General features: G+C 36.7%; 25 protein-coding genes. 18 read left to right on the top strand and 7 right to left on the bottom strand.

Features of this window, described 5'->3' with window-relative positions; all coding sequences use genetic code 11:
* Nucleotides 1-372: 372 nt before the first annotated feature.
* Nucleotides 373-600 (bottom strand): YhdB family protein, encoded by a 228-nt coding sequence (locus ACZ5R4_RS07505; RefSeq protein WP_109985659.1) that lies wholly within the window; start codon nt 598-600, stop codon nt 373-375.
* 365 nt (nt 601-965) lie between these two features.
* On the opposite strand from ACZ5R4_RS07505, the gene ACZ5R4_RS07500 reads away from it, so the two are divergent.
* The 10 genes from ACZ5R4_RS07500 to ACZ5R4_RS07455 all read left to right on the top strand — a co-directional run bounded on the left by ACZ5R4_RS07500 (nt 966) and on the right by ACZ5R4_RS07455 (nt 9,630).
* The gene (locus ACZ5R4_RS07500) at nt 966-1,634 is read left to right on the top strand and encodes a YhcN/YlaJ family sporulation lipoprotein (protein WP_054861364.1); all 669 of its coding nucleotides are present in this window, start codon (nt 966-968) and stop codon (nt 1,632-1,634) included.
* A gap of 142 nt (nt 1,635-1,776) precedes the next feature.
* Complete coding sequence (locus tag ACZ5R4_RS07495; protein WP_054788514.1) at nt 1,777-2,415, top strand: class I SAM-dependent methyltransferase; 639 nt, start codon at nt 1,777-1,779, stop codon at nt 2,413-2,415.
* A gap of 16 nt (nt 2,416-2,431) precedes the next feature.
* On the top strand, nt 2,432-2,899 hold the full coding sequence (locus tag ACZ5R4_RS07490; protein WP_054861363.1) for an S-ribosylhomocysteine lyase: 468 nt from the start codon (nt 2,432-2,434) through the stop codon (nt 2,897-2,899).
* Nucleotides 2,900-2,911: 12 nt separating this feature from the next.
* Nucleotides 2,912-3,832: a PLP-dependent cysteine synthase family protein gene (locus ACZ5R4_RS07485; protein WP_109985539.1), complete on the top strand. Its 921-nt coding sequence runs from the start codon at nt 2,912-2,914 to the stop codon at nt 3,830-3,832.
* Nucleotides 3,833-3,842: 10 nt separating this feature from the next.
* Nucleotides 3,843-4,976 (top strand): bifunctional cystathionine gamma-lyase/homocysteine desulfhydrase, encoded by a 1,134-nt coding sequence (locus ACZ5R4_RS07480; RefSeq protein ID WP_464368281.1) that lies wholly within the window; start codon nt 3,843-3,845, stop codon nt 4,974-4,976.
* Nucleotides 4,977-5,098: 122 nt separating this feature from the next.
* Nucleotides 5,099-6,466: a dipeptidase gene (locus ACZ5R4_RS07475; protein WP_464368280.1), complete on the top strand. Its 1,368-nt coding sequence runs from the start codon at nt 5,099-5,101 to the stop codon at nt 6,464-6,466.
* Nucleotides 6,467-6,577: 111 nt separating this feature from the next.
* The gene (locus ACZ5R4_RS07470; RefSeq protein WP_054861362.1) at nt 6,578-6,949 is read left to right on the top strand and encodes a rhodanese-like domain-containing protein; all 372 of its coding nucleotides are present in this window, start codon (nt 6,578-6,580) and stop codon (nt 6,947-6,949) included.
* Nucleotides 6,950-7,137: 188 nt separating this feature from the next.
* Complete coding sequence (locus ACZ5R4_RS07465; RefSeq protein ID WP_464368279.1) at nt 7,138-8,550, top strand: SpoVR family protein; 1,413 nt, start codon at nt 7,138-7,140, stop codon at nt 8,548-8,550.
* A gap of 127 nt (nt 8,551-8,677) precedes the next feature.
* Nucleotides 8,678-9,118 (top strand): GyrI-like domain-containing protein, encoded by a 441-nt coding sequence (locus ACZ5R4_RS07460; protein WP_109985536.1) that lies wholly within the window; start codon nt 8,678-8,680, stop codon nt 9,116-9,118.
* A gap of 83 nt (nt 9,119-9,201) precedes the next feature.
* Nucleotides 9,202-9,630, top strand: a complete 429-nt coding sequence (locus tag ACZ5R4_RS07455) for a hypothetical protein (RefSeq protein WP_181397674.1) — start codon at nt 9,202-9,204, stop codon at nt 9,628-9,630.
* Between the two features lie 83 nt (nt 9,631-9,713).
* Here ACZ5R4_RS07455 and ACZ5R4_RS07450 read toward each other — a convergent pair whose 3' ends face one another.
* The 6 genes from ACZ5R4_RS07450 to ACZ5R4_RS07425 form a co-directional block, all read right to left on the bottom strand.
* Nucleotides 9,714-10,022: an ArsR/SmtB family transcription factor gene (locus ACZ5R4_RS07450; RefSeq protein ID WP_054788511.1), complete on the bottom strand. Its 309-nt coding sequence runs from the start codon at nt 10,020-10,022 to the stop codon at nt 9,714-9,716.
* A 17-nt stretch (nt 10,023-10,039) separates the two neighbouring features.
* Nucleotides 10,040-10,954: a cation diffusion facilitator family transporter gene (locus ACZ5R4_RS07445; protein WP_054861359.1), complete on the bottom strand. Its 915-nt coding sequence runs from the start codon at nt 10,952-10,954 to the stop codon at nt 10,040-10,042.
* A 118-nt stretch (nt 10,955-11,072) separates the two neighbouring features.
* Nucleotides 11,073-12,257, bottom strand: coding sequence for a chromate efflux transporter (gene chrA, locus ACZ5R4_RS07440; RefSeq protein WP_464368278.1), 1,185 nt, complete (start codon nt 12,255-12,257; stop codon nt 11,073-11,075).
* A gap of 96 nt (nt 12,258-12,353) precedes the next feature.
* Nucleotides 12,354-13,349, bottom strand: coding sequence for a TIGR00341 family protein (locus ACZ5R4_RS07435; RefSeq protein ID WP_109985533.1), 996 nt, complete (start codon nt 13,347-13,349; stop codon nt 12,354-12,356).
* A gap of 98 nt (nt 13,350-13,447) precedes the next feature.
* Nucleotides 13,448-14,839, bottom strand: coding sequence for a sensor histidine kinase (locus ACZ5R4_RS07430; protein WP_277678132.1), 1,392 nt, complete (start codon nt 14,837-14,839; stop codon nt 13,448-13,450).
* The gene (locus tag ACZ5R4_RS07425; protein ID WP_464368277.1) at nt 14,826-15,536 is read right to left on the bottom strand and encodes a response regulator transcription factor; all 711 of its coding nucleotides are present in this window, start codon (nt 15,534-15,536) and stop codon (nt 14,826-14,828) included. The genes ACZ5R4_RS07430 and ACZ5R4_RS07425 overlap by 14 nt, the downstream gene beginning before the upstream one ends.
* 357 nt (nt 15,537-15,893) lie before the next feature.
* Between ACZ5R4_RS07425 and qoxA the strand changes: the two genes are divergently transcribed.
* From qoxA to ACZ5R4_RS07385, 8 genes are all read left to right on the top strand, one after another.
* Nucleotides 15,894-16,892, top strand: coding sequence for a cytochrome aa3 quinol oxidase subunit II (qoxA, locus tag ACZ5R4_RS07420; RefSeq protein ID WP_109985530.1), 999 nt, complete (start codon nt 15,894-15,896; stop codon nt 16,890-16,892).
* A 17-nt stretch (nt 16,893-16,909) separates the two neighbouring features.
* A complete protein-coding gene (qoxB, locus tag ACZ5R4_RS07415) occupies nt 16,910-18,856 on the top strand; it encodes a cytochrome aa3 quinol oxidase subunit I (RefSeq protein WP_464368276.1) in 1,947 nt (648 codons plus the stop codon).
* On the top strand, nt 18,853-19,452 hold the full coding sequence (gene qoxC / locus ACZ5R4_RS07410; RefSeq protein ID WP_054861357.1) for a cytochrome aa3 quinol oxidase subunit III: 600 nt from the start codon (nt 18,853-18,855) through the stop codon (nt 19,450-19,452). The genes qoxB and qoxC overlap by 4 nt, the downstream gene beginning before the upstream one ends.
* A complete protein-coding gene (qoxD, locus tag ACZ5R4_RS07405; RefSeq protein ID WP_054788510.1) occupies nt 19,453-19,755 on the top strand; it encodes a cytochrome aa3 quinol oxidase subunit IV in 303 nt (100 codons plus the stop codon).
* Between the two features lie 206 nt (nt 19,756-19,961).
* A complete protein-coding gene (locus ACZ5R4_RS07400) occupies nt 19,962-20,807 on the top strand; it encodes a DegV family protein (RefSeq protein WP_054861355.1) in 846 nt (281 codons plus the stop codon).
* 101 nt (nt 20,808-20,908) lie between these two features.
* Complete coding sequence (locus ACZ5R4_RS07395; protein WP_464368275.1) at nt 20,909-22,042, top strand: trans-sulfuration enzyme family protein; 1,134 nt, start codon at nt 20,909-20,911, stop codon at nt 22,040-22,042.
* A gap of 10 nt (nt 22,043-22,052) precedes the next feature.
* On the top strand, nt 22,053-22,805 hold the full coding sequence (locus tag ACZ5R4_RS07390) for a (S)-benzoin forming benzil reductase (protein WP_054788509.1): 753 nt from the start codon (nt 22,053-22,055) through the stop codon (nt 22,803-22,805).
* Between the two features lie 96 nt (nt 22,806-22,901).
* Nucleotides 22,902-23,009: a YjcZ family sporulation protein gene (locus ACZ5R4_RS07385; protein WP_109985525.1), complete on the top strand. Its 108-nt coding sequence runs from the start codon at nt 22,902-22,904 to the stop codon at nt 23,007-23,009.
* Nucleotides 23,010-23,042: the final 33 nt, after the last annotated feature.

Here is a 23,042-nt window from a genome sequence, read left to right as displayed (position 1 = left end):
TTCAGATTGTGAATGGTTTTCAGTCATGTCATCATAATTTAATTTTATATGTATGAGAAATAGAAAGTGACCAAATTAGTGGCCACTTTCTTTTAATTACAGCGTAAAGCGTCCGTAATCCTCCTTAAAAATGGAGAAGCTCAAGGAAGTTAAGGAGGAAACGGTCGCTAAACATCCTGGTAAGTTTCGCTAACCATAAAGGGGGGAAAATCACCCCCTTGATGGAAGTCTCACTTTACCACAGCGTAAAGCGTCCGTAATCCTCCTTAAAAATGGAGAAGCTCAAGGAAGTTAAGGAGGAAACGGTCGCTAAACATCCTGGTAAGTTTCGCTAACCATCAAGGGGGAAAAATCACCCCCTTGATGGAAGTCTCACTTTACCGTCATTTGGCTTAGTAAGGCATGATCTATATAGTGTAACAATTCTTCATGTGTCATCGATAACCATTCCCTTGAAATAGGGTAATGATAGGCGTGGAGAAATTGTTCAATTTTTTTTGCAAGTAAATCATCATTTGTTCGAACCATTAAGACTAACAAATCGTCCCAATGCCCCCATAAAGTAAAGTATAAAGCTTTGTCATAGTCTATATTTTGCACCATTCATTCCCCTTTCTTACCTTTTTATTTCATCTAGTGGAGGGGATTCTTCGTTTTATCATTTCCATACCGCCCAATAATCCAAAATTAAGAGTTAATATAGGCGATAATTATTCATGTGAATTTTTGCTAACCAACAGTAGAGGATGAATGGAAGAAAAACACCTCATCGTCGTGATCATGGCAGGTCCGACATGCCCAAACCGTTGGAAAGTCTCGCTTTATACATAGTATGCACGACTTCTAGGTTGTGAAACCATCAGTTTTTATGGTGGATTTTCCAAGATTTTTATATGGAATACAAGGATAAACCTTTATTTTTCAACAAATAATAATGATAATTCTGATGAAAAGGAGGGAATGTCATGAATTGGAAAAGAACTGCTCTAGCCATCACATGTGCTACGACAATTTCTTTAGCTGCTTGTGGTAATAATGATTACGGACAAGGTAATAATGATGTAAATAATAATACTAGGCCAATTGGATATAATCAGACCTCTGATGATCCAATGAACGATAGAGATATAAACAGAGGTCATGGACCAAATGATCAATATCAAAACCAAGAAGGTCGAGATCCAGGTAGCTTTATGAATAATCAAAACCCTGGCTATAATGGTAATAATGGGACGAATAACAATAACCAAAATACTAATCAAGAGTCCGACAATTATGAAGTCGCAGAAAAAGCACAGGATCGTATTAAGGAAGAACTTCCAGAAATTAATCGCGTATATGTATTAACGACTGAAAACAATGCTTATGTTGCTGCATCTTGGAACAAAGATGGAAATGATACAAGTGAAACAGGGAACGAAATTAGTGATAAAGTCCGAAAACAGATTACCGATATTGTGAAATCTGTTAATAAAGATATCGATAATGTGTATATTACTACAAATCCAGACTTCTTCGATTTAGCTGATCGTTATGCACAAGATTTAGATGCTGGCGAGCCAGTGGAAGGCTTTTTTAATCGAATTGGAAATATGTTAAATCGAGTTTTTCCTGAGCAAGAAGAAGCTTCCTAATTATTTATATATAAGGACAGGTACCGAACATGGATACCTGTTCTTTTTTTGCATATTCTACTTATTTATGATATAGTGGTAACAATTCCGATAAAACAGAGTAAAATAGTATGAATTAAATAATATTGACGGAGGGTTTAAAGTGGGGAGAGAATTTTTGGATGTATTTGAAGAATGGGCGTCTTCCTATGATGATGCAGTGACTGGAAATGACCCTCAATATAGAGATGTATTCGAAGGATATGATACAATACTAAATGAAGTGGCAAAGCTCACGGTAGGGAATGTATTAGAATTTGGGGTTGGGACAGGGAACCTTTCGGCAAAGCTCATCGCAAAAGGCCACACCGTGTTTGGCATTGAGCCTTCAGATCCAATGAGAGAGCTTGCTCAAAAGAAATTTCCACAATTAGATATTAAAGACGGAGATTTTCTTCAATATCATAAACCAGCTGTTGAAATCAATACGATCGTGAGTACCTATGCCTTTCATCATTTAACAGATGAAGAAAAGAATAAGGCAATCACACAGTTCTATGAAATACTGGCAGACAATGGTCGTATAGTATTTGCTGATACGGTATATAAGAATCAAGCAGCGAAGCAAAAACTTCATCAGGAAGCAGAAGCAAATGAATATACGGACTTATTACATGATTTACAAACAGAATATTATCCTTTTCTTCAAGATTTAAAGGTCCTATTTACACAAAATGGATTTCAATTTGAGGCAAAGCAGTGTAACAAATATGTTTGGTTAATTATGGCAAGAAAACAATGAAAAAGGAGTGTTTAACTTGGTTAAAAAAATGAATGTAGAAAGCTTTAATCTAGATCATACAAAAGTAAAGGCGCCATATGTGAGACTTGTCGGAGTCACTACCGGTCAAAATGGTGATAAAGTGTACAAATATGATATTCGTTTCCGTCAACCAAATAAAGACCACATGGAAATGGCAGGACTACACTCTATTGAGCATTTAATGGCTGAGAATATACGTAACCATATTGATAATGTATTAGATATTAGTCCAATGGGATGTCAAACAGGATTTTATTTATCTATTCTTAACAATGATAACTTTGATGATGTAGTTGATGCATTAGAAAAAACATTACATGATGTGCTAAATGCTACAGAAGTTCCAGCATGTAATGAAGTTCAATGTGGTTGGGCTGCTAATCATAGCCTAGAAGGTGCGAAGGACATCGCCAAAAAAATGTTAGAAGGTAAAGATGAATGGCATATTGTTTTTGCTGAATAAGAGGGATTAACGTTGACACTTTATAGGAATATACAGCAATTGATTGGAAACACACCATTATTAGAAATCACCAACTTTGATCTCCCAGATGATGTGAGACTTTTTGCGAAATTAGAGTTTTTTAACCCTGGTGGTAGCATAAAAGATCGATTAGGCTTGTATTTGATAAATCAAGCTATTAGATCTGGGGAATTAAAGCAAGGTGGAACGATTATTGAACCGACCGCTGGTAATACAGGTATTGGTATTGCTTTAGCTGCTGTAAATAAAGGTTTTCACATTATATTTTGTGTACCTGAGCATTTTAGCCAAGAAAAACAATTGCTTATGCGAGCTTTAGGGGCAGAAATTGTGCATACACCTAAAGCAAAGGGTATGCAAGGTGCAATCGAGAAAACGAATCAGCTATTAAAGGAGATTCCGAATAGTTATACTGTTCAGCAATTTGCTAATCCAGCGAACCCAGACACTTATTACAAATCAATCGCACCAGAAATTTATCAAGAGTTAGATGGGAATATTTCCGTTTTTGTAGCCGGCGCAGGTACTGGTGGAACTTTTATGGGTTCTGCGCGATATTTTAAGGACAAAGACCCTAATATTAAGACCGTAATTGTTGAGCCTGAAGGATCAGTTATTGCTAACGGGAAGCCAGGCCCCCACAAAACGGAAGGGATAGGGATGGAATTCCTCCCCGAATATATGGATCGTTCTTATTTTGATCAAATTTATACTATAAATGATGATGATGCATTTAAAATGGTAAAGAAACTGGCGTTGAAGGAAGGGTTGCTTGTAGGTAGCTCCTCTGGTTCAGCAATGTGTGCAGCATTAACAGAAGCTCAAAACGCGAGAAAAGGCAGTAATATTGTCACCATTTTCCCAGATAGTAGTGAACGTTATCTAAGTAAAGAGATCTATTCATTTGATTGAGGTGGAGAAAATGAGAAGAAAAACGAAAATGGTTCATGGTGGTATAACCGGAGATGAAAGGACGGGTGCAGTTTCTGTCCCTATTTACCAAGTGAGTACGTACAAGCAACCTGAAGCAGGAAAGCATACGGGGTATGAATATTCAAGAACGGGAAATCCGACAAGACACGCTCTTGAAACGGTTATAGCTGAACTAGAAAATGGTACTCATGGCTTTGCGTTTGCATCAGGAATGGCAGCAATTAATGCGGTTATGATGCTGCTAAAGGCTGGGGATCATGTTGTCTTAACGGATGATGTTTACGGGGGAACCTACCGATTAACAACAAAAGTGTTAAACCATATGAATTTAACCCATAGCTTCGTGGATACAAGTGATCCAAATGTAGTGGAAAAGGCAATTCAACCGAACACAAAAATTCTCTATATAGAAACACCAACAAATCCTTTATTAAAAGTCACTGATTTAAATAAAATGAAGCAATTGGCAGAGAAGCATGATTTACTTCTTGTGGTAGATAATACCTTTGCCACACCTTACATTCAATTACCACTTGACTTTGGAGCAGACATTGTTCTTCATAGTGCAACAAAATACATTGGGGGACATAGTGATGTTGTGGCAGGTTTAGTGGTTGTCCAGGATGATCAACTAGCAGAGAGGATTCATTTCATCCAAAACTCTGCTGGAGCAATATTAGGACCGCAGGATTCTTGGTTATTACTACGTGGAATCAAAACCTTAGGACTACGTATGGAAGCTATTGAGAAAAATGCTAATAAAATCGCTACTTTCTTAGATCAGCACGAGAATGTTACGAAAGTATATTATCCAGGTCTTAAGCAGCATCAGGACCATGTGCTTGCAAGTAAACAGGCAGCTGGATACGGTGGTATGATTGCATTTGATGTAGGAAGTAGTGAAAAAGCTGATCAAGTCTTAAGTAAAGTAAAATATTTTACCTTAGCCGAAAGTCTAGGTGCAGTGGAAAGCTTAATTTCGATACCAGCTAGAATGACCCATGCATCTATTCCGAAAGATCGACGAGAGGAACTAGGTATCACAGACGGTTTAATCCGTTTGTCCATTGGAATAGAGGATATCGAAGATCTAATCGAGGATTTATCTCAAGCTTTAGTATAGTTTAAGAACCATTCTTCTTAGGAAGGATGGTTTTTTGCTATTTTATAGTGCAAAAAACATGAATGTTCTGTATCATCCGTGTTACACTATGAAATGGATAGAAAAGGAAGGGATTGAGTAGATTGGATGAACAAGTCATCAAGTATTTGAACGAACATCAACAAGAAAATCTCGATCAATTATTAAAGTTCTTAAAAATTCCAAGTGTAAGTACAGATTCGACATATAAAAAAGATGTGAAGGATGCAGCAACATTTGTTGCAGGCTATTTAAAAGAAGCAGGATTTAATCAAGTGGAGATTCAAGAAACAAAAGGACATCCGTTAGTATATGCAGAATGGTTAGAAGCAAGTGATAATGCGCCAACTGTCTTGTTCTATGGTCATTATGATGTACAGCCTGCTGAGCCTCTTCATGAGTGGAAAAGTGAACCATTTTCTCCAGAAATTAGAGATGGGAGAATTTACGCTCGCGGTGCAAGTGATGATAAAGGGCAAGTCTTTATGCATTTAGCAGTATTTAAAGCCTATCTTCAAACAAAAGAAAGGCTACCTATCAATGTAAAGATCTGCATTGAAGGGGAAGAAGAGATTGGAAGTGCGAACCTTTATGAACGGTTAAATGAAAAAAAAGACCAGTTCCAAGCAGATTTTGCTGTTATTTCTGATTCTGGCATGGTGGACAATGATCAACCGACTATTCTTTATGGATTAAAAGGATTTACGGGTCTTGAGTTTACGATAAAAGGACCTGATAGTGATTTGCATTCCGGTATGTATGGTGGAGCAATAAGGAATCCAGCGATGGCGATGGCTCATGTCTTAGCATCAATGAAGAACTTAGAGGAAGTCGTATTGGTAAATGGATTTTACGATCAAGTAGAAGAATTAACAGAAGAGGAAAGGGAACTCATGGCGCAAGCGCCTAGTGAAGATTATGCTACAACGACTGGAGCAAGAGGAACGGTTTCTGAAAAAGGATTTACGGCAAAAGAACATACAATGGCCCGACCAACACTGGAGATCAATGGATTATATAGTGGATATCAGGGAGAAGGTACGAAAACTATTATTCCAGCAACCGCAACCGCTAAATTGACTTGTCGTTTAGTACCAGGACAAGAACCTCAGGAAATTCAGGATTTACTCATTAAGCATATAGAGAATCATCTACCAGAAGGAGTTACAGCAGAAATAAAAAAAGAACCTCTATCTGCAAAGGCATATCGAGTCGATCCTAATCATCCATTAATGAAAAAGGCAGCAGAAAGCTTTGAGGAGACGTTTGGAAAAGAAGCAGTTTATGTTCGAATGGGTGGTTCCATTCCTGTAGTTGAATGGCTTGATAGTATTTATCATATTCCTGTTGTATTACTAGGGTTTGGAACACCAGAAGATCGCTTGCATTCTCCAAATGAAAGCTTTCCTGTAGATCATTTTGAGAAGGGTATGCAAACCATCGCAACATATTGGGAAAAAGTAAGCCAATAAAATTTTCAAAAAAGGAAAAGCTTGACAATTTAACAGTAAATTTATACGATATGTAATGTCTTATGTTTTGTTAAAATCTAAGCTCTTCTATGAATTTGGAGGAATAAGAAAATGCTGATAACAGCAATTATTGGATTGGCTATATTGGCTTTGATCGTTCAATGGTTATACGTTAGATATGTTCCAATAAAAGGAATTCCTTGCCTTGATTTTCATAAGGAAGATTCGATGGAGAATGTATTATTGGATATTCGTGATTATCAGCAGGCTTCCAATGACAAGATTCATGATGCAGTGGTCATGCCTGTGCCTTATTTGCATCGGTATTATCAGGAAATACCACGACGTTCTCTTCATATCATTGCATCTGATCATCTTGAAAAAAATGTAGCCATTCGCTTTTTGAAAAATAAAGGCTTTCATATTAAAGGCTACAGCTTAACAAATGGTAAATGCAAAGATAAATTTGGTAAATTAGCTTAAGATTAGGATTAATACACTAATAATTGACATTAAGAGAGATTTCCATCAGCAGAAGCTCGTACGTCCCAGACTAATAGTTAGTGTTGTAATAAAAATATATAGTAGATCAAGGACATCTGGAATCAGATGTCCTTTTTTTAGCATTCTTTCATATACTATAACAATCGTTAGTTGGGGGTGTAGATGCTTTGAAGAGTGAGGAAAAAAAGCAGTTAGAAGCGGCTATCAGTGAAATTACAGAAGTAGCCGAAGAATTTGGCCTAGATTTTTATCCGATGAGGTATGAAATTTGTCCACCAGAAATACTCTATACTTTTGGGGCATATGGGATGCCAACCCGATTTTCCCATTGGAGTTTTGGTAAGCAGTTCCATCGGATGAAGCTTCAATACGATCTCGGTTTGAGTAAAATATATGAGCTTGTCATTAATTCGAACCCTTGTTATGCTTTTTTACTAAATTCCAATTCACTAATCCAAAATAAATTAATTGTTGCACATGTGTTGGCCCACTGTGACTTTTTCAAAAATAATATTCGCTTCCAAAATACGAAACGGGATATGGTGGAGAGCATGGCTGCAACTGCTGAAAGGGTTAATGGATATGAAAAACAATACGGAATTAAGGAAGTGGAACAATTTTTAGATGCAGTACTTGCCATTCAGGAGCATATTGATCCAACATTGCTAAAAGCAAAGCTGAATTGGGAAAAGGATCAAGAGGAGAATGTACAAAAGCCTAGAATCACAGCTTATGATGATCTATGGGAGCTAGATAAAGACACCGAAAATAAATCGTCAAACCAACCAAAGCGGAAAAAACCCTTTCCACCAGAACCTGAGAAGGATTTATTGTTATTTATTGAGGAACATAGCAAGGAATTGGACGATTGGCAGCGAGATATTTTAACAATGATGAGGGAAGAAATGCTCTATTTTTGGCCACAGCTCGAAACGAAAATCATGAATGAAGGTTGGGCCACTTTCTGGCACCAAAGGATTTTAAGAGAACTAGACTTAACGAGTGATGAAATAATTGAGTTTGCTTCATTAAATGCGAGCGTGGTTCAGCCTTCCAAAACTCATATTAATCCGTATTATCTCGGGGTGAGGATTCTAGAGGATATAGAATCGCGTTACAATAATCCAACAGAAGAAATGAAGAAGATGGGAATAAAGCCAGGTACAGGTCGTGAGAAAATATTTGAAGTTCGTGAAATAGAGTCTGATATCTCTTTTATGCGAAACTATTTAACCAAGGATTTAGTCGATCGTGAAGATTTATATTTATTCCAGAAACAAAACCACCAATACAAGATAGTTGATAAAAATTGGGAGGAGGTAAGAGACCAGCTGATTTCTGATCGATTAAATGGTGGTTTTCCATATATTACAGTAGAAAATGGGGATTATTCAAGAAATGGGGAGCTTTATTTAAAACACCATTTTGAAGGTCAGGAATTAGATATAAAATATTTGGAAAAGACGCTTCCCTATATTTATCGGCTCTGGGGGCGGGATGTTCATTTAGAAACGGTTATGGAGGGCAGGGATAGCCTTTTTTCCTGTCATGAAACAAAAGTAGTAAAGAAGTATTTATAATATTTTAGCCTAGAAGAATTATATATTGCTATTTTCCATAATGAGCTTTCTCGGCTTTTCAAGCAGGAATATGTCTCCGTTTATCGAATAATAGAACTAATAAGCTAATGTAAACGGAGGTAAACATATGGAAAAGATTAAATTACCAGAATTTCATGCAATAGGAATCACTGTCGAAAGTAATTGGGAAGGACTTCATCGTGAGATGCCACTGAAATGGGAGCATTTTAAAAAAAGGTTGCCAGAGATAGAGAACAGAAAAACGGATGTAATGATGGATATTAGTCTTTATGAAGAGAACGGGGTTTATACTCAGTTTATTTGTGTAGAAATGGAAGGAGAAAGTCAAATTCCAAGTGATATGAAAAGGATAACGATACCAGAGAAAAACTATTTGTATCATCTTCACAATGGTAAACGAGAAAATATCGCTAACACCTTTGGAGCAATGTATGATTATGCGAAATTCAATGGTTTATCAGCTGGAAAGATGAAAATAGATAAAGGCTATACTGTGGAAGGAAAAGAGTTAGAGCACCATCTTTATATCGAACTGCCATGGACTTGACCGAGAATCTTGTGATGGACAAATTGCCTATTTTGTTTTACATCATATAGTGTAAGAGATAGGAGGTTATAATAGTGGAATATATGTATCCATCTCACTCTGAAGTATATGATCATCATGGTAATTTGGTTTATCAGGATCGGCAGTTTCCTTTCTTTCCTGGCGGAGGCTTTCCGGGATTCCCTGGATTCCCAGGATCAGGTCAAGGGCAAGCACCTCCTGGACCTCCACCACAAGCAGCACCTGGTGGAGCTCCATTAGGACCACCACCTCAGCAGATCCCACAGCAGCCACAAGCATTAGGAGGACCACAAGTAAAAGCGGTTGATCCAGGCGGAATAAGAGGTTGTTTATATCGATATACGTATATTTGGCTCAATCGTTTCCAAGGCTTTTGGTTTTATCCAACTTTTGTTGGGAGACGATCAGTAGCTGGTTATCGATGGACTGGATTTAATTGGATATACTTTGGTATAGATCTAGAACGTATTGATTCATTTACGTGTGTTTAAAAGATTGTAGCCATCCAAATGTTTTTATTTAAACTTTTGGATGGCTTTAGTACTGCCACAACCTTATTCAAAGCATTAAAGCTTTAATGATGACAGGCGTGATCGATGGATTGCTGTAATATCTTCATAACATGCTCATCATCCTGAGAGTAATAGACTGTTTTTCCATCGCGACGATATTTAACCAGACGTAAATTTTTTAAGAAGCGCAATTGGTGTGAAACATTTGATTGATTTAGTTCTAGGGTAGTAGCAATGTTTGAAACAGATAGCTCCTGTTCAAATAAAAGATGTAAAATACGAATTCTAGTTGGATCTGCAAGTGCTTTAAAGGTTTGTGACACAAGGAAAAGCGTTTCTTCATCAAGTTCTTCATATTTGCTTTCAGTCATTGCTCTGTTTGCCTCCTTTAGTTACAGCTATCTTCATGGTTCTCAATATTTGCGTCAATACCTTCTATCTGGATCGTAGAGTGGTGAATTCCAAACTGATCATGTAAGATTTTCGAAGCTTTTTTCAATAGTTCATCACGGTTGACTTCCCTTTCAACGATCATGTGACAGCTAAATGCAGGAAAATTAGAGGTGATCGTCCAAAGATGCAAATCATGAATACTTATGACACCATCTATTTTTACTAGTGAATTTTCCACCTTTTCAAAAGAAACATTGATCGGTGTGCCTTCCATTAAGATGTGAATTGAATCTTTTGTCACACGAAAGCCACTTATTAAAATGAGGATGGCTACTAAAATACTTGCTATAGGATCTGCTAAATACCAATCAAAAAATAAAATTAGCACTCCAGCTACAATGGCTCCGACAGATCCAAGAAGGTCTCCTAATACGTGTAGAAAAGCACTTTTCATATTCAGATTATCTTCTGTATCACCACTAAGCATCAAAATTAATGCAACCACAATATTGACTACAAAACCAACAATAGCGATCCAAAGCATTGTCGGACTAACAGTAGGAGGTTCTAAGAAACGATGATATGCCTCCCAAAAGATATAAACAGAAATCGCAATAAGCGTTATTCCATTGATAAAGGCTGCCACTATCTCAAATCGTTTATAGCCAAATGTTTTAGATGGACTTGCCATCCGTTCACTTAATTTAAATGCAAATAAACTCAATCCTAAGGCAAATGCGTCACTGAACATATGTCCTGCATCAGATAAAAGTGCAAGACTATTCGTTAATAATCCTCCAATTATTTCCACGATCATATAACCAAAAATGATAAAAAAGCTAAGCATTAAAGCTTTTTTATTATTCGTATGATGGTGGTGTCCATGACCGTGATCATGTGAATGTCCCATAAGAATACCTCCATAATATAATATATGAACATATATTCATATTATAATACTTAATAAAAAATGGTGCAAGAAAAGTTTAAAATCTTCAACACCATTTTCATAAGTATGATAAGATTTGCTAAAAGGGTAGATATGGTAATAGCATGCCACCGATTAGTCCGATTATGACAATTATCCATGAAGGCAATTTCCAGAAAGCTAACAAGCTAAACAAGATGACGGCGAGAATAAAATCCTTACCTGAGGTGATGGTACTTGTCCAAATAGGCTGATAGAAGGCTGCAATTAATATTCCGACAACCGCTGCATTAACAGCAATTAAAGCACCCTGTATAGCCTTCACATGCCTTAATGCATGCCAAAATGGTAATGCCCCAATAATAAGTAGGAATGCAGGTAAAAAGATGGAAAATGTAGCTAGTAGTCCTCCCGGAATCCCGTTGATAACAGTCCCTAAATAAGCGGCAAAAGTAAATAATGGTCCAGGAACTGCCTGGGCTGCTCCGTATCCTGCAAGAAATTCTTGTTCTGTAAGCCAACCTGTAGGTACAAATTCTTGCTCAAGTAGTGGTAAAACAACATGACCGCCGCCAAAAACTAATGCACCTGAGCGATAAAAGCTATCAAACATAGCTAACCACTGCCAATTCGTTAATTGACTAAAGATAGGGAGAATGAGCAAGAATAAAAAAAATAGTATAATACTAAATAGTCCTGTTTTCTTGGATAACACTAAGGAAGTAAAGGTAGATTCGGTTGTATCCTTCTTCTTAAAAAAAAGTAAACCAATCAATGCTGCCATTAGAATAATAGCAACCTGAGTTAAAGTGGATTGCCATGCAACCATGATAATGAGCGCTATAAGTGCAATGGCTTTTCTCGAAAGATCTGGTGCTAGCTTCGTACCCATACCCATAATAGCATGTGCTACTACAGCAACTGCCACAATTTTTAAACCGTGAATAAAGCTTGCATCATAAAAAGAGAATTGATGGAGCGCAAGCGCGAATAACATAAGGACTATAACGGAAGGTAAAGTAAATCCGATAAATGCAAAAATTCCACCTAAGATACCTCCACGTATCATTCCAATCCCAATACCAACTTGACTACTAGCTGGTCCTGGTAAGAACTGGCATAGTGCCACTAAATCTGCATAGCTTTTTTCATCTAGCCATTTTTTACGACGCACGTATTCCTCGTGAAAATAACCGAGGTGTGCGATCGGCCCACCAAAGGAGGTGAATCCCAATCTTGTCGCGATCCATAAAATATTAAGATAGTTTTGTAAATTTTTTTTCATAAAGCCTCCTTAAAATGAAATAGTTAGTTCTCATTCTACTAATAGATACATTAATCGACAAGGCTATATTTTGTAAATTTTTCTTTACAATGGATATTAAAAATTTATAAAGTAAATGACAGTAGCTAAGATGAGGATAACAATACTTACAAAAAGCAGTGCATATTTTTTAGAAGTATAGGCAGCTTGAAGGTCACTCCAATTGTTCGGTTCGATTCCACTAATCCAAAAAATAATAATAGCAGAAAGTAAGATGGCACTAATATTGACTAGTAATAACAAAATAGGGGTAACAGCTTCTTCAAACGCTGCAGAACCAATCATCATCCCGAATACAATAGCTGGGGGAAGTAATGCCACAGATACCATAACGCCTACAAGCGCCTCCGATACTCTTCTTGCAAAAGACAACGCGCCAGCGGCACCTGCTGCAATGGCCACAACGATATCCATTAATTCAATATTCGTTCGAGCTAGAAATTCTCTACTTTGGCTTGGTAATGGAAAGATGACTCCAAATAAGATGGCAATACTAATAGGAATTACAAGACCGAGTAGCGCAGTTGTAACAGCTTTTTTTATTATTTGATAATCTCCTAGGATGGAAGAAAATGCAATAGCAGTAAATGGTCCAATTAAGGGAGCAATCACCATTGCACCAATAACAATAGCAGCACTGTCTTTGACAATTCCTGCAGTTGCTACAATAGCTGATAAAATAAGTAACCAAATGTAATTCAAGTTGATTCTACTAGAAGATTGAACTACATTATATAACTCGTGCCTACTCGCTCGAGCGATTTCTCTATTTTCTTCTTCCTTTTCATTTGGAGCAACTTCTTGTTTTATTCGGGGTAAATAGGTGGAGATGTTGTATAGAATTACTTTCAATTCATTTGTTTGATCATCATTCACTTCAAGAAAATCAAGGATTTCCTCTGTTTGTTTTTTATTAAGGACTATTTTCACTAGTTGTACTTGCTTAGAGACTTGGTGATGCCATTTTTCAATATATTCATATGCCTTAATCTCTTTTTCAAATGCCTCAAACCGGTCAGTAGGAATGTATACTTCGATTAATTGGAGTTCCATGCTTGCCAATCCCTTCACAACAACATTAGTAAGATTTTACCCAATGATAGGATTATTATAAGTGTAGGGGGGGCTAACCATAGAACTCCATCGATTATTTATTTAGGGAATGTTAATGTAACTGTTGTTCCTTTGTTTAATTCACTATCAAAGTCAATTGTTCCTTCGTGCATTTCCACAAGATTCTTCACAATCGAAAGTCCTAAACCTGTTCCACCATTTGCTCTAGATCTAGATTTATCGACTCGATAAAACCGTTCAAATAAGAACGGAATATCTTGTTTTTTTATTCCGATACCTGTATCGATAATTTTTACCTGAATGTGATTTCCTATATCGGTTACTTCTATTTTTATTTCTCCTTTTTCTGTATAACGGACTGCATTTTCGATAAGATTAGTAAAAATTTGCTCCATCCGATTCTTATCTGCATATAAGTGAAGAGGGGTATTCGGTGTATGGACATTTAGCTTTAAACCCTTTTGATTCGCTCTAAATTGTGAACGACGCATCATTTCTTCTGCTAGCATATTGAGATTAAATGCTTCCTTGTTTAAATCAATTTTACCCTCTTCAATTTTGGATAAATCGGTTAAATCATCCATTAAATTACTAATATGGTCTGCTTCATTTTCAATAATTTCAAGAAACTCTTGTTTTTCTTCTTCTGATTGGTACATTTCATGTCTTACTGCATTAGCATATCCCTTTACGTAGGTTAATGGTGTTTTTAACTCATGGGTAATATTAGAAAAAAATTCATTTCTGTTTGTCTGATATCTCTCAAGAGTTTGTGACAGATGATTTATGGCAGTTGCGAGTGATCCAATCTCATCATTTGCTTGATAGTCTACTTTTCGAGAGAAATCTTTTTTCTCCGCTATTTGTTTTGCGACTTTCTCCATAGCTATTAGTGGACCACCAATTTTTTTGGAAATAAAGATAGTAAAGCCTATTGCCAGACCAATTGCACCTAGACTTGCTAAAATTACGAGGATGATAATATTATGAATAGAATTACTGATTAAACCAAAGGACGAGAATAAGATCACACTAGCATTTTCCTCATTTTTATTTTCTTTCACAATCGGTTGACCGACCTTTAAATAGGTAGAACCATTAAAGGAGACCTCCTCAATAACTGTTTCGCCTTTATGAAGATGCTGTAATTGATCGTCTGTTACTATTTGATTCGTTAATTCATCATGCCAATTTGCCTTTGTAATAATTTTACCATCTTGATCGACAATGACAGCACTTGTATTCGTCATTTCTGTTAAATGCTCTAATAACTGAATATTTTCAGGATCTTCTAATTCATTAATTTCCCCAGCATATTTTTCCGATAATTGCACAAGCTGTGTTTCTGTTTGATTAATGGAATAATTTAGAATAAGCTGTAAGACAATATATCCAAATGGAATTAAAATGATTAATTGCAAAAATAAAATCGTCGCACCAATTTTAAAAACCACACTATTTAACCTCATTGGAATCCTCCGTTATAAATTTATAACCAACTCCCCAAATAGTTTGAATTGGCTGATAAGGAAGTCCTGCTTTTTTTAATTTATCTCTCACATAGCGAACGTGTGAATCCACTGTTCTTATATCGACAATCTCATCCATTCCCCAAATCATATCCAATAATTGTTCCCTCGTATATACGCGATTTGGATGGGAGGCAAGCAAGTATAGAAGATCGAATTCTTTTGGGCTATACTTCAGGTCATTTCCTTTTACCTTCACAGATCTAGCTTGAGGATCAATAGACCATTCTGCAAAGTTTACCTGCTGATTCGTCGTCTTTTCCTTTGTATGGGAAAAATGTCTGAGCTGTACTTTCATACGTGCAATCAGCTCTTCTGGCTCAAATGGCTTGACGATATAATCATCTGCACCAATGTTTAACCCTTCTACCTTTTGTGATGTATCATTTAATGCGGTCAATAAGATGATAGGTACATCTGGTCTCATTTCCTTCATCTTCTTACATGCTTCCATCCCATCTAATTCCGGCATCATAATATCTAGTAACACAATACTTACATCGTTCTCTTTCATTTTATCAATGGCTTCCCTACCATTGGAAGCTTCTATCCATTCATATTTATTGCGAAGATGTAGCTTAAGCATTGTTCGCATTTGCCTTTCGTCATCTACAATTAAAACTGTCGGTTTTATCATGTCTATCCCTCTTTAGCTAAAATAATCCTCATTAAAATAGTATAGAAATTTGATGGAATAGTAAAGGTTCCAGTCTTTTTCAATTTGTTGTATCACAGTGCTAACCATCTAATCATAAAAGTTATGTTATCAATGTCTGTGATCTTTTTCACTATTTCCTATTTGTGCATTACGTAAAACACTTTCACTTCCTTTTCTATTCCCTCTTTGGTTCAAAATTGAACTTTCTATGACAAATTTTCTTTCATCATAATTTCATCATATTTAGATGTAACAATGGAGAAGAAAGAGGGGTAATCATTCCCATTACTGAACTGGATTTGTTTTGTATAGATGCTTTATGGAGGGAGTAATAAGATGAAGGCATTGAAAAAGGTCTATGGTCTATTTTTATTATTAGTCACACCGCTAATACTTGCTGGTTGTGAAAATAAATTAATAGTTTTTGATCCGAAGGGACCTGTAGCTAGAAATTTATCAGATTTAATTATATTCTCTATTATTTTTATGCTCATTATAGTAGCAGTAGTATTCATTTTGTTCACTGTCATTGTGTGGAAATATCGGGCAAGACCAAATGATGGAGATTTTGAACCGAAAGAAGAGAAAGGGAACCATATTTTAGAAATCATATGGTTTGGTATCCCTGTATTGATCGTTATTGCATTGATGATCCCTACAACAAAAACGATCTATGAAGTGGAAGATATCCCGCAAGGATATGAAGAGGAAGAACCACTTGTTATCCATGTAACTTCAGCTGACTGGAAATGGATATTTAGCTATCCAGACCAAAATATTGAAACAGTGAACTATATTAATATTCCGAAGGATCATCCAGTGCAATTTAAACTAACCTCAGCTGGAACGATGCAATCCTTCTGGGTACCTGAATTGGGTGGCCAAAAATATACCATGGCAAATATGCAAACAAACCTTTACTTAGTTGCAGACCAAGAAGGCTCTTTTTATGGTAGAAATACTAACTTCAATGGTAGAGGTTATGCCCATATGGATTTCGAAGTCCAAGCACAATCTAAAGAGGACTTTAATGAATGGATTCATGATGTGAAGAAAACAGCAAACAAACTAACAGAGGATCAATATGATGAGTTGTTAGAGCCTGGAGTGGTTGGTCGTATGACCTTTAATAATACTCATTTAGATTGGATAGACCATGCTAAAGGCGGATCAGCCGATTATATTCATCCTGAACTTTATGAGATTCAGCATGGAGAAGAAAAAGAGCAAGAATTAGATGGTCAACCTGAAATAGAATCTAAGCATCAATCAGAAAACGACCAGTCCGAACAACATAGTGATTCCTCCCATATGGAAGATCACTCTAATCATTAAAAGAGGTGGTGAAGAACATGTCCTTAGATGAATTTTTTGTAACTGGTGATCCATTAATACTAGGATCTCAAATTGCAATTGGCTTAACGATGATTGGGCTTTTAGCATTGATCACTTATTTAAAGAGATGGAAATGGTTGTGGAATGAATGGTTTACAACTGTTGATCATAAAAAAATTGGAATTATGTACATTATCTCAGGTGTCTTAATGTTTTTCAGAGGGGGAGTTGATGGGCTATTAATGAAGGCTCAAACCTCCAGACCTGAGTTAGACTTTTTAGATGCACAGCACTATGATGAGATCTTCACAACACATGGTGTGATCATGATTTTATTTATGGCAATGCCAATGTTAATCGGGATTATGAACGTTGTTGTTCCATTACAAATAGGAGCACGAGACGTTGCTTTCCCTAAATTAAATGCATTAAGTTTTTGGCTATTCTTTGCTGCAGCGATGCTATTTAACGTATCCTTTGTTATTGGCGGTTCGCCAGATGCAGGATGGACATCTTATTTTCCTCTAGCAGGTAAGGAATTTACTCCTGGCGTCGGAAATAACTATTATGCAATAGCCATTCAGATCGCCGGTATTGGGACATTGATGTCAGGGATTAACTTTGTTGTGACAATTATAAAAATGCGTGCACCTGGTATGTCTTGGATGAAGATGCCTATCTTTGTATGGACTAGTTTAATCACATCCATCATTATCGTGGCAGCATTCCCAATCTTCACTGTTGCTTTACTATATATGTCCATGGACCGTTTATTCGGTACACACTTCTTTACTGTGGCGAGTGGTGGAGATCCAATGCTATGGCTCAACTTGTTCTGGTTATGGGGACACCCAGAAGTTTATATTGTTGTGCTACCAGCTTTCGGTATGTTCTCTGAGGTTATTGCTACTTTTGCACGTAAAAATTTATATGGCTATAAATCTATGGTATTTGCCGTTGCGGGTATCGCATTTCTAAGTATGCTCGTATGGGTACACCATTTCTATACAATGGGTAATAGTGCGGCAGTTAACTCAATCTTCTCCTTAACTACCATGATGATTGCCATACCGACAGGAGTAAAAATATTTAACTGGCTATTTACTTTAAGAAAAGGTCGAATTGAATTTTCAACGTCGATGCTTTGGGCTTTGGCCTTTATTCCATGTTTTACAATCGGTGGGGTAACTGGAGTAATGCTTGCGATGGCAGCAGCTGACTACCAATATCACAATACCATGTTCTTAGTGGCACACTTCCACTATGTATTGATTCCAGGTGTCGTATTTGCTGTATTTGCAGCTCTATATTACTGGTGGCCAAAAATGTTTGGATTTAAATTAAATGAAAAAATTGGAAAATGGCATTTCTGGTTATTTGTTATAGGCTTTAACCTAACCTTTATGCCAATGTTCTTTGTCGGATTAGATGGTATGTCTCGTCGTCTATACACCTATGCGGAAAGCACTGGCTGGGGAGCATGGCTAGGAGTCTCTGCAGTAGGATCACTGATTATGGCGGCAGGATTTGCAGCGTTATGCTATAACATTTACTGGAGCTTCCGCTATGCAAAACGTGATGCAGGCAATGATCCTTGGAATGCTCGAACGCTAGAATGGTCAACAGCATCACCTGCGCCACACTACAATTTCTCAGTAGTTCCAAAAGTTGATCGTTTAGATGATTTCTGGCACAAGAAGAAATCAGGCAAGCTAGGTCTGAAAAAATCTGAATTGAAGCCTGTCCATATGCCAAGTAATAGTTGGACTCCAGTTTTCCTTGGTGTAGCATTTGGCATTGTTGGATTTTTCCTAGTATTTGAATGGTTTACGCTAGCGATTATATCAAGTGTATTGATTATTATTGGATTAATTGCGAATAGTTTTGATTACGATGATGGGTATCATATACCTGTTGAGGAATTAGAGGAAGAAGAACGAGAATGGAGGGGTGAATTAAAATGAGCTCACACACAGAAACACCATTAGAATATAAATCACAACAGAGTCAAATGAATATATTAGGCTTTTGGATATTTTTAGGTGCTGAGATTGTCCTATTCTCTACCTTGTTTGCTTCCTATTTCGTTCTAGAGCATAACACAGCAGGTGGTCCTGCAGGTCAAGACATTTTTGTTTTAAAGGATGTCTTGATCGAAACTTTTTTACTATTAACTAGTAGCTTCACTTCAGGCCTTGCTATTCACGCTATGCGAAATCACGATAAAAAAGGCTTACTCACTTGGATGATTGTGACCTTATTATTGGGTGCAGGATTCTTATATTTTGAAATTAATGAGTTTCTTCATTTCATTCATGAAGGTGCAACCATTCAAACGAGTGGTTTTACTGCTGGATTATTCACGTTATTAGGTACTCATGGTGCTCACGTAACCTTCGGGATTATTTGGATTAGTTTATTACTAGTGCAATTAGTTCGCCGTGGAATTACTGAAAAGACTTCCAGTAAATTGTTTATCGCAAGTTTATATTGGCACTTCTTAGACGTTGTATGGATTTTTATTTTTACATTCGTCTATCTGAAAGGAATGGTGATATAGATGAGTGCAAAGTCAAATCATTTTCCATGGAATCTTTTAATTGGGTTTCTTCTGTCGATTGCACTAACATTACTTGCTGTTTTTGTTAAGTTTTATACAGACTTCTCAAGTTTGGTGATCTTGTGGATTATTGGTGCATTTGCCATTTTCCAAGCATTAATTCAGTTGTTTATGTTCATGCACGTAACGGAAGGTAAAGAAGGGGTCATTAATATTGTAAATATTGTTTATAGTGTGTTCTTAGCACTTGTTATTGTATTTGGATCCATTTGGGTTCTAACATCAGGCCATGCAGCGCACTAAAAAAGCGGAGAGGGAGACCTCTTCGCTTTTTTTACACCTTTAACAATGGAGAAAGTCGAACATAGCGAAATTATCTAAGTTGCTTTATACAAAATAAAAAATAGTGAAAGACTAATACTGTGATAATTTGTCGAATAATTTTACTTCTTATATATTGTTCGATAAAATATAAGGTAATAAATAATTGCAGAAAATGGGGCGGTTAGATGAAAAAGATAGCATGGATTACCGATAGTTCTTCAGGTTTATCAAAGGAATTCGCGGAGAAACATAATATATACATCCTTCCACTTAATGTTATTATAAACGGGAAAACCTATCGTGAGGATGTCGACTTAACGAAAGAGGAATTCTATCAGCTTTTACAAAAGCATGGGGACGAGGCGAAAACAAGTCAGCCAGCCTTTGGTGATTTTGTGGAATTATATGAAAAACTTAAAAAAGAGTATGACTGCGGTATTGCTCTCCATGCTTCAAGTCAACTAACAGGCACGTACCAAAGCTCTGTTTCTGCATCTGAATTAACCGGATTTGAAGTGGAGGTCATTGATTCTAAGATAGGTGATTTTGCTTTAGGGAAAATGATTAAAAATGGTCTGGAAATGCACAGAAATGGTAAGAGCTTTCAACAAATTGTTGAAAAGATTCGCGATTTGCCTAAGCTTGCTCAAATGTACTTAATGCCACAAAGCTTTGAGCAAATGCGTAAAAGTGGTAGAGTAACCACTACACAATCCATATTTGCTTCCTTGTTAAATATACATGTTATTCTTGGATTTGATAATGGTAAGGTGGTCATCAAGGACAAAGTAAGAATAAAAAAAAGGGCAAAGAAGAAAATGTTTCATTTAATAGATGAAGCGATGAATGCTTATTCATTAAAGGAAATATGTATTCTACATGGTGGGGTAATCGACCAAGCCCAGCAATGGAAGAGTGAGCTTGAACAGCTCTATCAGGAATTGAAAATTCAAATACAAACATTAGTACCAGTAGCAGGTGTACACACAGGTCATGGAACAATGTGTGTGGCATGGTTACGCGATCAATAAGGATAGGAGATGTCAGAGGTAGCTCTCTGACATCTTCTTATTTGGAAATAGGTTGAGATTGCGTTAAAGTAATACATAGACAAATAGAAAGGAAGAGGAGAATGGGACAAGGATTTGATACAAAATCTGTACATATTACAATGAAACGAGACGGAATTCCAACAAAGGTTACACCAATTCATCAAACCTCTGCTTTTACATTTAAAGATTTAAAAGATATTGAAAACTTTTATACAGGGGAACGTGATTATTTATATACACGTGTTGGAAATCCTAACACAGATGAGCTCGGTCAAGCAGTTGCGAAGCTTGAGGGTGCTCCGAGTGGGATAGCAACATCGTCTGGATTATCGGCTATACTTGTGGGATTACTTTCTGTAGTGAAATCAGGAGATCATGTATTAGCATCCAATGATTTGTACGGAGGTACCTATGAGCTACTTGCCAATGAATTGACGGAATTCGGAATAGAGGTTAGCTTCATATCCTTTGATGCAGAAATAGAAGAGCATATTCAGCCAAATACTGTCTTATTATATACAGAATCCATTACGAATCCGTTATTACGTGTGGAAAATCTTAAAAAAGTTGTCGAAATCGCAAAGAAACATCAGCTGAAAACAATGATAGACAATACATTTGCAACACCTTACTTAGTTCAACCATATGTATTAGGAGTAGATTTAGTTGTCCATAGTGCTACGAAATATTTAGGTGGGCATAGTGATATTACTGCTGGTGTTGTGGTTGGCAGCGAGAATTTAATAGCGAACGCACAAAAGAAGTGTGTTAACCTAGGAGCAAACCTGAGTCCGTTCGAAGCATGGTTAACAGTAAGAGGGATGAAGACATTAGGGGTAAGAATGGAACGTCATGTACAAAATGCCCAAAAACTAGCAAAATCGTTAGAGGAACATCCAGCTGTTAGAAGGGTTTATTATCCTACATTTGTGTCTGAACAGGGAAATGGTGCTATTGTTACAATAGAATTAGCAGAAAATGCTGATATTGATACCTTTTTCCAATCATTAGCATGGATTAAAATTGTCGCAACATTAGCAGGGGTGGAAACAACGGTATCCTATCCAATCGGAACCTCTCACCGAAACTTGCCTGAAGCTGCTCAAAAGGAGTTAGGAATTACAAAAGGTTTAGTGCGGATTTCTGTAGGAATTGAGGAAGCATCTGATATTATTGAAGCAATAACACATGCGTTAAATATTGCTAAAAAATGAGGTGAGTTTAATGAAATATGCGGTCATTACTGGTACGTCTAAAGGATTAGGTGCTTCTATTGCAAAATTGCTTATGGAAGCTTCTTATCATGTGATTGGTTTAGCACGTAGTCAAAATGATGAGTTGAAGCAATTATCAACACATGGGAGCTATCAGCATTATCAAACAGACTTGTCAGATCTAAAAGCAACAGAAGCTACTTTTAACCAAATCATTCATTCATTACAAGATAAAGAGCTAGAATCGTTAGTACTGGTACAAAATGCAGCAGTTGTGACACCGATTGAACAGGTTGGTAAACAGAACAATGATCAAATTATAGATCATGTTCATATCAATTTAGCATCACCGATGATCGTCACTAACATATGGCTCGATGCTTGGAGAAATACAACATTTCCACTTATTCTCGTTAATGTAACCTCTGGAGCAGCAAATCGATCCGTTTATGGTTGGAATGCTTATGGAAGTACGAAAGCAGCTCTCGATCGATATACTAAAACAGTTGCATTAGAGCAAGAAGAGTTAGAAACAGAAAATAAAGTATTCCTTTTTGATCCAAGCATCATGGATACAGATATGCAGGGAGAGATTAGATCTGCTGATAAAAGCCAATTTATAGATGTAGAGAAATTTAAAGCATATAAAACCGAAAACAATCTACGTGATACAAGTAAAGTAGCAAAAGTATTAGTAGATCGTCTATTGAATCCTACATTGGTCAAAAATGGAGAGTACTTAAGTGTAAAAGACATCCTATAGCCGAGTATAGGTAACAACCCATTTTTTAAAAAACGAAGGACATTTTCCCCTTTTTTACATACGTTATAAGTGTAAGTATTAAAGGAGGGATGAATCATGGGTGCACAACAATGTGGAGGATACGGTTCAGGCTTCGCGCTAATCGTTGTCTTATTTATTCTATTGATCATTATCGGTGCTTCTTGGGGTTACGGCGGATACTAAGGTTATTCACACAAGGCTTCTCGCAATTTAGCG

The organism is Gracilibacillus sp. JCM 18860 (assembly GCF_055395245.1).
This window is presented reverse-complemented; position numbering and strand designations above follow the sequence as displayed.